Origin of the sequence: Pseudoclavibacter sp. CFCC 11306 (assembly GCF_008831235.1) — a bacterium.
Taxonomy (GTDB): domain Bacteria; phylum Actinomycetota; class Actinomycetes; order Actinomycetales; family Microbacteriaceae; genus Pseudoclavibacter_A.
Map to the genome: position 1 here is coordinate 353,230 of NZ_WBKF01000003.1, position 10,469 is coordinate 363,698.

10 protein-coding genes are annotated in these 10,469 nt (G+C 67.6%); 2 read left to right on the forward strand and 8 right to left on the reverse strand.

Annotated elements, in window-relative coordinates; genetic code table 11:
* Position 1: 1 nt before the first annotated feature.
* Both pth and F8O09_RS10335 read right to left on the reverse strand, forming a co-directional pair.
* On the reverse strand, positions 2-634 hold the full coding sequence (gene pth / locus F8O09_RS10330; RefSeq protein ID WP_158032124.1) for an aminoacyl-tRNA hydrolase: 633 nt from the start codon (positions 632-634) through the stop codon (positions 2-4).
* 116 nt (positions 635-750) lie between these two features.
* Positions 751-1,401 (reverse strand): 50S ribosomal protein L25/general stress protein Ctc, encoded by a 651-nt coding sequence (locus F8O09_RS10335; protein WP_158037229.1) that lies wholly within the window; start codon positions 1,399-1,401, stop codon positions 751-753.
* 313 nt (positions 1,402-1,714) lie between these two features.
* On the opposite strand from F8O09_RS10335, the gene F8O09_RS10340 reads away from it, so the two are divergent.
* A complete protein-coding gene (locus F8O09_RS10340; RefSeq protein WP_158055227.1) occupies positions 1,715-2,926 on the forward strand; it encodes an NAD(P)H-dependent flavin oxidoreductase in 1,212 nt (403 codons plus the stop codon).
* Positions 2,927-3,029: 103 nt separating this feature from the next.
* Here F8O09_RS10340 and F8O09_RS10345 read toward each other — a convergent pair whose 3' ends face one another.
* Together F8O09_RS10345 and F8O09_RS10350 are read right to left on the reverse strand one after the other, a co-directional pair.
* The gene (locus F8O09_RS10345) at positions 3,030-3,989 is read right to left on the reverse strand and encodes an aldo/keto reductase (RefSeq protein ID WP_158055228.1); all 960 of its coding nucleotides are present in this window, start codon (positions 3,987-3,989) and stop codon (positions 3,030-3,032) included.
* Positions 3,990-4,614: 625 nt separating this feature from the next.
* Positions 4,615-5,847, reverse strand: a complete 1,233-nt coding sequence (locus tag F8O09_RS10350; protein ID WP_158055229.1) for a Na+/H+ antiporter NhaA — start codon at positions 5,845-5,847, stop codon at positions 4,615-4,617.
* A 102-nt stretch (positions 5,848-5,949) separates the two neighbouring features.
* On the opposite strand from F8O09_RS10350, the gene gndA reads away from it, so the two are divergent.
* Entirely contained in the window at positions 5,950-7,410 is a 1,461-nt protein-coding gene (gene gndA, locus F8O09_RS10355; RefSeq protein ID WP_158042694.1) for an NADP-dependent phosphogluconate dehydrogenase, read from the forward strand.
* 88 nt (positions 7,411-7,498) lie between these two features.
* Here gndA and F8O09_RS10360 read toward each other — a convergent pair whose 3' ends face one another.
* Genes F8O09_RS10360 through F8O09_RS10375 form a run of 4 tightly spaced genes read right to left on the reverse strand, consistent with a single transcriptional unit; the run spans position 7,499 to position 10,281 of the window.
* On the reverse strand, positions 7,499-8,077 hold the full coding sequence (locus F8O09_RS10360) for a mismatch-specific DNA-glycosylase (protein WP_158055230.1): 579 nt from the start codon (positions 8,075-8,077) through the stop codon (positions 7,499-7,501).
* Positions 8,078-8,085: 8 nt separating this feature from the next.
* Complete coding sequence (locus F8O09_RS10365; RefSeq protein WP_192497659.1) at positions 8,086-8,604, reverse strand: DUF4186 domain-containing protein; 519 nt, start codon at positions 8,602-8,604, stop codon at positions 8,086-8,088.
* A gap of 10 nt (positions 8,605-8,614) precedes the next feature.
* Positions 8,615-9,271 carry a hypothetical protein gene (locus F8O09_RS10370; RefSeq protein WP_192497660.1) on the reverse strand — a complete coding sequence of 219 codons (657 nt, stop codon included), beginning with the start codon at positions 9,269-9,271 and terminating at the stop codon, positions 8,615-8,617.
* A complete protein-coding gene (locus F8O09_RS10375) occupies positions 9,193-10,281 on the reverse strand; it encodes a hypothetical protein (RefSeq protein WP_158055233.1) in 1,089 nt (362 codons plus the stop codon). Before F8O09_RS10375 ends, F8O09_RS10370 begins: the two co-directional genes overlap by 79 nt.
* Between the last annotated feature and the right edge of the window lie 188 nt (positions 10,282-10,469).

Consider the following 10,469-nt stretch of genomic DNA (forward strand, 5'->3'; position numbering starts at 1 on the left):
CTCACTTTCGGTTGTCGTGCGGGGCGTGGAAACGCTGCTGGGCCGGTTCGAGGCCCTCAGCAGCGAGGGCGAGCGCCGCATCCGCCGCATCGCTGACCAGCATGGGCAGCTCGCGACGCTCGGTGCTTGAGAAGGGACGCAGCACATAGTCGGCGACCGGCTGCCGACCCGGCGGATGGTCGATGCCCACGCGCACCCGCGAGAAGTCACGGGTCTTCGTCGCGGCGATGATGTCGCGCAGACCGTTGTGCCCGCCGTGACCGCCGCCGCTCTTGAGGCGCAGCGTGCCGAACGGCAGGTCGAGGTCGTCGTGCACCACGATCAGGTGATCGGGGGTGATGCTGTAGTAATCGAGCAGGGCGGCGACGGGGCCGCCCGAGGTGTTCATGAAGCTGCCGAGGTGTGCGAGCAGCAGCTTGATCGTCTGGCCCGGCGCGTGCGTCGCGTTCGCGGCGGATGCTCGGGTCACGCCCGTCGCCACGAAGGCGTTGGCGCGTTTGTTGCGCTGGAACGATCCGGCGCTCAGATCGTCGGCGAGGCGCTCGACGGCCATGTGCCCGACGTTGTGTCGGGTCGCCTCGTAGTCGGGCCCGGGGTTGCCGAGACCGACGATGAGATACGGGGTGTCACTCACGGTGCGGTGAATGCTCTCTTCTTGTCTGACAGCCAGCAGTCAATGTGCCTGCAGGTGGAGCTGGGCCGCGCGCGAACGAACGCGGCGCGGCCCAGCAGAGCGGATGCTCGAGTCGATCAGGCCTCGGTCGTCTCGGCGTCGCCGGCGCCCTCAGCCTCGGCTGCGGCCTCGGCCTCAGCGGCCTCGACGGCGAGCTCGTCAGCCGAGTCGCCCATGTCGGCCGCGCTCGGGATGATGACCGAGAGCACCAGGGCCTCGGGATCGGTGACCAGTTCGGCGCCCTCGGGCAGCACGAGATCCTTGGCGAAGATCTTGGTGCCCTCTTCTGCGCCCTCGATCTCGATCTTGACGTTCTCGGGGATGGCGATGGCCTCGACGCTCAGCAGGATGGTGTTGAGGTCGGTCTCGGCGATGGTTCCGCCGACGGGCTCGCCGACGAGGTGCAGCGGCACCTCGACCTCGACCTTTTCACCGCGCTTGACCGCCAGCAGGTCGACATGCTCGATGATGCGCTTGACCGGGTCGCGCTGGACGTCTTTCACGAGCACCAGGTGCTCGTCGTCACCGGTCTTGACGGTGAGCAGGGCGTTCGAGGTGCGCAGTGCGAGGCCGAGCTGGTGGGCCTCGAGTGCGACGTGCACGGGCTCTGCGCCGTGGCCGTAGATCACTGCGGGGGTCTGGCCCTCGCGGCGCAGCTGACGCGAAGCACCCTTGCCGAAGCTGGTGCGCACGATGGCGTCGAAGGTGTTCTCGGCGTTGTCTGCCATTTTGTCTCCTTGGTCTGTGGGATGCGCCCATGCGCACCCGCCGTGTGGCGCCGACGCGCTCGAATCCCGCAGCCTCATGCTGCATGTCATCGGGTGGTCGACGGTTTTCTCAACTCAAGCACTCACGCGCGAGGAGAGGGCGGGCTGCCCACTCACTGCGTCGATAACGGCTGAGACGTCTGCTCACGCAGGGGTCTCGGCCCTCGCCGAAGTATCAGTGCACAGTCTATGCCGCGGCGGCCCCGCCTGCCAAGCCGTGAATTCTGCGACAGCTGGGGATTCTCGTACGCTTAATGAGCCAAAGGAGGCCCCGATGTCCCCCATTTCGTCTTCGCCTGAGCCTGCATCCGCCTCGCTGCGCGAACAGACACAGGCACTGCTGCGCGACACACCCATCATTCAGGCGCCCATGGCGGGTGCGACCACACCCGAGCTCACGGCCGCCGTGTCGAACGCCGGAGGCCTCGGATCGCTCGGCATCGGCGGCGCCGACCCGACACGTGCGGCCGAACAGATCGCGCGCACGGCAGACCTCACCGAACGGCCGTTCATGGTCAACTTCTTCGCGCACGCAGAGCCGCGTTCGAGTGCGCTGGTGACACAGTCATGGCTGCGGCTGCTGGAGCCCGAGTTCGCAGCCTTCGCGACCGCTTCGCCGGGCACGCTGCGCGCAATCTACGCCAGTGCGGCGACGCCCGGTGAGAACACCCAGCGACTGGTCGACGTGCTGGCGGCCACTCGGCCGGCCGTCGTGAGCTTTCACTTCGGGCTGCCTGCCGCGGGCATGATCGAGCAGCTGCACGACGCCGGCATCCTGGTGTTCGTGACGGCGACCACGCCCGAGGAGGCGCGCCTCGTCGAGCGGGCCGGTGCGGATGCCGTCGTCGCTCAGGGGCGCGAGGCCGGAGGACACCGTGGCGTGTTCGATTCGACGCTCGACGGCGATGTCGACGGCGACGCACATGCCTCGCGCGGGTCTTCGACCCTCGGCCTCATCGCGGCGGCGGCGCGAGCCGTCGACCTGCCGCTGATCGCCGCCGGCGGGCTCATGGACGGCGTCGACGTCGCACGTGCCCTCGACGCAGGCGCTGCAGCAGCACAGCTGGGCACCGCGTTTCTGCTGTGCCCCGAGGCGGCCACCGGGCCGGCCCACCGCGAGCGCATCCGCGAAGAGGTCAGCCGTGCCCATGTCTCGGACATCCCCCGCACCGATCTCGGCGAGCAGCAGCTCGAGGCGATCGACCCCACGGCATTCACCAGCGCGGTCTCGGGCCGACCTGCACGTGGGCTGCGCAATCGCATGCACGAGATCGGTGTGCGGGCCAGAAAGCTCGGTGTGCAGATCCCCGCGTACCCGCTGACCTACGACGCAGGCAAGGCGTTGGCCGCCGCCGCATCCGCACACGGGGATGCCACCTCGTTCGCCGCGCACTGGGCCGGCTCCGAGGTCGGCCGGGCTCGCGAGATGCCGGCGGCCGACCTCGTGCGCACGCTCGTCGCCGAGCTGGAGCGTGCCCGCGGCTAGGTCGTCGTGGGAGGCCCCGGGTCGCCCTGTCAGCTGCACCTTAAGCGAGTGCATCTCCCGATGCTGGGTTCAGAGGGCCCCGGGTCACCACATCAGCGGAGGCTCAGTGGGCCCAGGTCGAGACTTTGTCGAGCTCGGCCACTTCGTCGGCGGTCAGCTCGACGTCGCCGACCGCAAGCAGCCCCGCGACCTGATCGACGCGTGAAGCCGAAGCGTTCGGCGCCACCACCTGCGGCTTCGCAAGCAGCCAGGCGAGGGCGGCCGTGGCGATCGACGTCTGGTGTGCCTTGGCGATCTCGTCGAGCCGGTCGATGATCGCCAGACCGGCTGGCACTGCGTACTTCGATGCGGCACCTGCCCGCGGCGAATCGCCCTGCTCGACGGGCTCGCGGTACTTGCCGGTGAGAAACCCCGAGGCAAGTGACCAGTACGGCAGCACCGCGAGGTTCTCGCGCGCGGCGAGCGGCGCAAGATGCTCTTCGTAGTCATTGCGATGAACGAGGTTGTAGTGCGGCTGGATGGCCACCGGCTCTGCCCAGCCGTTGTCACGCGAAGCCTTCAGCCAGGCCTCGGTCGCCTCGGCAGAGAAGTTCGAGACGCCGATCGCACGGATCTTGCCGGCCTTCACCAGGTCGTCGAAGGCCTGTGCTGTCTGTTCGATGGGCACATTGGGGTCTTCTTCGTGCGCGTAGTAGAGGTCGATGTAGTCGGTGCCGAGTCGCTGCAGCGAGTCGTCTGCTGCGGCTGCGACGTTCGCCGGTGAGAGCCCGGGGCGCTTGGAATACTTCGCCACCTTCGTGGCGATCACCACAGACGAACGATCCCGCCCGCGCAGCCATGACCCGATGATCGTCTCGGATTCGCCGCCGACGTGCTCGTCGTCGGCCCACTCCGAGTAAGAGTCTGCCGTGTCGATCAGGTTGCCGCCGCCCTCGGTGAACCGGTCGAGCAGTTCGTGCGAACGCTGTTCGTCGGCTGTCCAGCCGAAGACGTTGCCGCCGAATGCAAGGGGGAAGACCTCAATGCCGCTCTTGCCGATCACTCTGGTCGCTGACTTGGTCATTGTCTGTTTGCCTTTCGGTCAGGCGTTGTTCCGGCGCCGTCTCGCTCGGATGTCTGCACACCATACCGACTGTGGCTGTCGTTCGCACCCGGCTGCGACGTGTTGCGTCACACGATATTCGTTCGCCTCGACGCTGGCCCGCATCTGTCCGCCCGCCCAGACGCCATCCGACAGGTGCCACACCCAGCGCCGTGCCGCATCCACGCCCAGCACCGCCGTCACGTCTGCACACCCAGCGCCGTTCGCCACATCCATCCGCCCCAAATGCTCCCCAGCACCAACCAGACATGCCAAGTTGCATACTTCGATGCCGCACAACGACATCTCCCATGTCTCGATGGCGGCCCTCTCACCTCCCCGACGCCGAAAGTACAGAATGCGCGACCATCAGTGAGCAATGCCCGCACCTTCTGCACACTCACCTCGCATTCAGCAGGTTCTGCCCGTTCGAGACCAGCCCCTGCCTTCCCCGCCTTCCCGGCCTTTCGGGGGAGGGCTCAGAGGGTGCCTTTGCCTTTGCCTCGCATTTGGAGTTTTCCCGGCGGTGCGGGGCTGCCGATGTAGGCAGAATGATGACCTTGGCTGATTCTCCCCGGAGATCTCTCTCCTCGAAGACCCCCGCGAACTACTTCCGCCGCCTCCGCAGCAGTCGATACGCGATCGCTGCCAAAACCGGGGCTACGAACGAAGCCGCCAACACGCCCAACGTGGCGTGCTCGGTATGCAGCACCGCATCCGCCCCACCGGCGGAGAACGCGAGCTGCGCCACGAGCAGCGACATCGTGAACCCGACACCGGCGAGCAGGGCGACCACCCAGAGATCCGGCCAGCTGACTGATGCCGGCGTGCGCTGCACCACGGCTGTGCCAGCGCGCCGAGCGCGGCTGACGCTCCACGCACGGCCGATCCGCTGCACGATCCACGTCGCCAGGATGATGCCGACCGGCTTGCCGACGACAAGGCCCAGGAACACTCCGAAGAAGACAGGGTCAGCACCGAGCGCCACAGCCCCTGCGTCACCGGCCCCGACTGCGGCGTCCGACACCTCCCCGGCACCCGCGCCCCACAGCGGCACCCCGGCGCTGACCAGGGCGAAGGCGGGCACGACGATCCACATCGAGAGCTGCTGCAGCATCCGGCGCAGGCGCGGTCGCACCCATGGCCCGATCAGCAGACCGAGCGCTACGGCCACAATCGTGGGATGCAGCCCTGGCGTATAGAACACCGCGAGCACGATCATCGCGAACAGGTCGTCGGCGACCGCGAGCGCGAGCAGAAACGCACGCGCAGGCGCAGGCACTCCCGGCGCCACGAGCGCGAGCAGCGAGACCGCGAAGGCGATGTCGGTCGCCGTGGGAATGGCCCATCCGTGCGCAGCCGACCCGCCTGCGGTGAACGCGACGAAGATCACGGCCGGCACGACCATACCGCCGAGCGCCGCCATGATCGGCGTCAGCGCCCGCCGCGGAGTCGACAGACTGCCCCGTGAGAACTCCTCGCGCAGCTCGACGCCGGTCACGAAGAAGAACACGGCGAGCAGCCACTCGGCGACCCACTCGTGCACCGTGAGCGGGCCGAGCCGTGCCTCGACCACGCCGTGCCACGCTCCGCTCGCCGCAGAATTGGCCAGTACGAGCGCGACTCCCGTCGCCGCAATCAGCAGAAGGCCGGGCAGCATCTCGGCGCGGCGTCCGCTGCGAGCGCGGTGCGCCCGTTCGGCGGATGCATCGGTCACATCGCGAGCAGCAGAGGCGGCGGGCTGTGTGGTTGCGCTCGGTTGGCTCGCCTCGCTGGCGGCGCTCACGTCGTTCTGCGCGTCCAAGTGGTTCTGCGCGCTCGGCTCGTTGGGTGCGGGCATGTGTCTCCTCGTCTCTGTCGACCAGGCTTCCCGACGCACCACTCGGCCCGGAGGGCACGAGACCGCTCTAGTCTACCGGGCGGTCACGGTAGAATTCTCTGCATGACTTCCAGCGCATCAGCCAACATCGGCGTCGTCGGCCTCGCCGTCATGGGCAGCAACCTCGCCCGCAACCTGGCCCGGCATGGCAACACCGTCGCTCTCTACAACCGCACTCCGCAGCGCACCCGCGATCTGATGCGCGACCACGCCGACGAGGGTGACTTCGTGCCCACCGAGACCGTGACCGAGTTCGCTCAGGCGCTGCAACATCCGCGCACCGCGATCATCATGGTCAAGGCCGGGCAGCCGACAGACGAAGTGATCCGCCAGCTCAGCGAAGTGTTCGAGCCGGGTGACATCATCGTCGACGGCGGCAACGCGCAGTTCGCCGACACCATTCGACGCGAACGCGAGTCGCGTGCCCGCGGGCTGCACTTCGTCGGCGCAGGCATCTCCGGAGGCGAGGAGGGCGCGCTCAACGGGCCGTCGATCATGCCCGGCGGCAGCGACGAGTCGTACGCCACCCTCGGTCCGATCCTCGCGTCGATCGCCGCGCAGGTCGACGGCGAACCCTGCGTCACACACGTGGGCACCGACGGCGCTGGCCACTTTGTGAAGATGGTGCACAACGGCATCGAGTACGCAGACATGCAGCTCATCGGCGAGAGCTACGACCTGCTGCGACGTGGCGCCGGCCTCGAACCTGCTGAGATCGCCGATGTGTTCGCCGAGTGGAACAAGACCGACCTCAACTCGTACCTCGTCGAGATCACCGCCGAGGTGCTGCGCCAGGTCGACGCCGAGACCGGCAGCCCGCTCGTCGACGTGATCGTCGATCAGGCCGGCATGAAAGGCACTGGCACGTGGACCGTGCAGACCGCCCTCGACCTGGCAGTGCCGGTCACGGGCATCGCCGAGGCCGTGTTCGCCCGCGGTTTGAGCGGCCGGCCCGTTCAGCGTGAGGCGGCGCAGCGGCGCTTCACGGCATCCGCCGGATACCCCGACGGCCAGCTCGGTGTGACCGACCGTGACGCCTTCGTCGAGGCGGTGCGTCTCGCACTGCTCGCGTCGAAGATCGTGGCCTATGCGCAGGGCTTCGACGAGATCCGGGCCGGTGCGGCGGAGCACGGCTGGAACATCGACCTTGCAGCGATCGCCCGCATCTGGCGTGGCGGCTGCATCATTCGCGCCGGCTTCCTGAATCTGATCGCGGCGGCATACGAGGGCGATCCGGCGGATGCCCCGGCCTCGCTGATCACTGCGCCTCACTTTGCCGAGGTGCTCGATGCGACGCAGGGCGCGTGGCGACAGATCGTCGCGCATGCGGCGCTCGGCGGCATCCCGGTACCCGCCTTCGCCAGCTCGTTGGCCTACTTCGACGGGCTGCGCTCGCCTCGTCTGCCTGCCGCTCTCGTGCAGGGGCAGCGTGACTTCTTCGGTGCGCACACGTATCGTCGCGTCGATCGCGAGGGAGCCTTCCACACACTGTGGTCGGGCGACCGCAGCGAAGTCGAGGCTTAGCGGGCGGCGCCCCTGACGTCTTGCGCTCAGAACCCGGGTTCGGGTCGGCTGGCCCCGCAAGAGCGCGCCTCTTACCCTCTCGATAGGCTCAGGCAGACGCCTCGAGCAGCCGGGCGGCCACGCCGACCTCGCGCATCTTCGCTGCGATGCTGTCGATCGTCTCATGCGCGTTGAGCCCGCTCGAGTTCGGCAGCACCCACAGCTCAGCACCGGCCAGTCGCTCCGCCTGCAGCCCCATGTGTGCCTTGGGCCGGTGATAGGCGGTCCGGTACGACATGATGCCGAGCACCGCGACCACACGTGGACGCACGCGCATCACCAGATTGTCCAGATGCGCAGCGCCAGCGCGCAGCTCGTCGGCTGAGAGCTCGTCGGCACGGATCGTCGCACGGTTGACGAAGTTCGTCGAGCCGAGTCCGGCTGCGACGAAGTCGGCCCGGTCGGCAGGGCTCAGCCCGTGGCTGGCATCGAAGTGTCGCTGCACGAGCCCCGATCGTTCGAGCGCAGGCCAGAACCGATTGCCCGGGTAGGCATACGGAGCGTTCACCGCCGCCGTCCACAGCCCCGGGTTCACTCCGACGAAGAGCAGCTCTGTGTCCGGACCGATGATGTCGTCGACCGTTCCGTTCTCATGTGCGAGCAGCTCCGCTCTCGTGAATCGCTTCATACGTGTCGTTACCTCTCCTGTGCACCGGCGCGCGGCGCCGACTGCGTGCCCGCTGCCGACTGCGTGCACGCTGAGGCACTTTCCGAGCCCCTGCTCGAAGCTCTCCCCGCAACGCTCTCAGAGACGCTCTGCGCAACACTCCTCGACGGTGCGCCCGTTCGGCTCGCCGCATCACGCTGCAGATCGCGGTCGATCCATACCATGACCACTGCGGCGAGTCGGTCGAGCTCCTGTGGTGTGAGCTCACGCCCCTTCGGAATGCCGTACCACTTCTCGACGCATCCACGGCAGCAGGTGGCCGTGGCGTGCTGTGCCGGAAAGACCGGGTGCCCCCGATACGGCGTCTGACGCCCATCGTGCACGGGGTGCGCAGCGCCGATCCGTTTGGTCAGCAAGTCACGGGCGTGGGATGCGATGGTCGCCCTGCCCCGCTGCCTCGCGTAGTCAGCGTCGGCCTTCGCCAGACGGAACTTGGCGCGAAAGGTGGACCGCGCAAGTCTCGTCAGCATCCCCGCCGGGTCGTTCATGGTGCGAGGACTACTCGAGAATCTCGCCCAGATCCTGGACCTCGACTTCATCGTCGACAAGCGGCTTCGGTTCGCCGCTTGTGCCGTGTTTGTGCTCGTTCCAGACGCGAGCAGCGATCTTGGCGCGACGCTCCCAGGCATCCGCTTCAGGGTCTTCGAGCGCACGCAGCACATCTGCGTACGCTTCGAAGAGCCGACCGCTGTATGAGAACGCTGTATCAGGATCGAGCTCCGGAATCTCGAGCGCCTTCCGCGCCTCAGCGAGCTTGCCCTGGTCGCGCCAGGCGCCGCTGACCACGATCGCGAGCTCGACGCGAACCTCGGTGGGCACATCGGTGAGATCAGTCTCTTCGGCCAGCGCGATGGCATCTGCGGGGCGCTCCAGGCCACGCTCGGCGTCGGCCAGCAGCGCGATGTTCAGCTGGCTGCCGGTGATGCGACGGTGCGTGCGCAGTTCGCGCAGCGCGGTCTGCCAGTCACCCGAACGATACGCGGCGATGCCGGCGACCTCGCGGACGATCGCGATACGACCGGCTCGCTTCACCGCAGCAGCCGCATAGCTGTAGGCCTCAGCCGGATCATCGTCGATCAGTGCGAGAGCGACGGCCAGCTGCTGCGCGACCACATCGGCGTTCTCGCGAGCGAGCGTCTTGAGTTCGACGCGCATGCCGAACGGCAGGTCGTCGGGGCGCACATTCGCGGGAAGCTCCGGCTCATTGCGCCGCGGTGCGCGGTCGTCGAACCTGCGGTCGTTGCGGTCGCGGTCGTCATGACGGCGGTCGTCACGCCAATCACTGCCGCCACGATACCCACCACGGCGGTCGTCACGAGCGCCGCCGCGACGATCATCGTCCCGACCGCGATAGTTCGAACGCCGGTCATCACGCCGGTCGCTGTTTCCCCGGTACCCTCCACGACGGTCATCATTGCCGCGGAAGTCGGAACCCCGGTCGCTACTGCCACGGAAGCCGCCACGCTGACCGTCACGGTCATTACGGTCGTTGCGGCGATCATCATGACCGCGATATCCGCCCGTGCGATCGTCCCGGTAACCTCCCCGGCGATCATCCTGACGGTCGTCCCGGCGGTCACGGCCACCGCGGTAGCCTCCCTGACGGTCGTCGCGATATCCACCGCGTCGATCCTCGCGGTGATCACTGCCACCACGGAACCCTCCACGCTGACCGTCACGGTCGTTGCGTTCGTTCCGGCGATCATCATGACCGCGATATCCGCCACGCCGGTCGTCCCGGTAGCCACCCCGGCGATCATCCTGACGGTCGTCCCGGCGGTCACGGCCACCGCGGTAGCCTCCCTGACGGTCGTCGCGATATCCACCGCGTCGATCCTCGCGGTGATCACTGCCACCACGGAACCCTCCACGCTGACCGTCACGGTCATTACGGTCATTACGGTCGTTGCGGCGATCATCGTGCCCGCGGTACCCTCCGCGAGAGGAGCCCGACCCTTCGCCGTCCCGGCGGGGACGATCCGACCAGCGACCGCCGCCGCGGTACTCGTGACGTTCCTGGTTGCCGCTCCGGCCGCTTTCTCGGTACTGACGTTTGGGGCCACTGCTGCTGCGGCGGCCATTGCCCGCACCGCCCCGGTGGTCGTTTCGTTCGTTGCGGCCGTGACTGCGGTCTCCGCGGCTGTCGTCGCGATCGTTGTATTCACTCATGATGTCTCTCCTGTTGTAGACAGGGTCTTCATCATGGTGAAGCAATCCTGCCAGTCTCGTGTTGCGTGTGTGATTGGCGTTCGTGTGTGTGGTTAACGACGGAAGGCCACCCCGCTAGCGGGGTGGCCTTCCGTGAATAATGTTCCGGCGGTGTCCTACTCTCCCACACGGTCCCCCGTGCAGT

Bases quoted from the DNA above. Each gene is read 5' to 3' on its own strand.
- F8O09_RS10345 (WP_158055228.1), bottom strand. From the start codon at position 3,989: ATGACCAAGTCAGCGACCAGAGTGATCGGCAAGAGCGGCATTGAGGTC.
- F8O09_RS10340 (WP_158055227.1), top strand. From the start codon at position 1,715: ATGTCCCCCATTTCGTCTTCGCCTGAGCCTGCATCCGCCTCGCTGCGC.
- F8O09_RS10365 (WP_192497659.1), bottom strand. From the start codon at position 8,604: ATGAACGACCCGGCGGGGATGCTGACGAGACTTGCGCGGTCCACCTTT.
- F8O09_RS10360 (WP_158055230.1), bottom strand. From the start codon at position 8,077: ATGAAGCGATTCACGAGAGCGGAGCTGCTCGCACATGAGAACGGAACG.
- gndA (WP_158042694.1), top strand. From the start codon at position 5,950: ATGACTTCCAGCGCATCAGCCAACATCGGCGTCGTCGGCCTCGCCGTC.
- F8O09_RS10350 (WP_158055229.1), bottom strand. From the start codon at position 5,847: ATGCCCGCACCCAACGAGCCGAGCGCGCAGAACCACTTGGACGCGCAG.
- F8O09_RS10335 (WP_158037229.1), bottom strand. From the start codon at position 1,401: ATGGCAGACAACGCCGAGAACACCTTCGACGCCATCGTGCGCACCAGC.
- F8O09_RS10370 (WP_192497660.1), bottom strand. From the start codon at position 9,271: ATGCGCGTCGAACTCAAGACGCTCGCTCGCGAGAACGCCGATGTGGTC.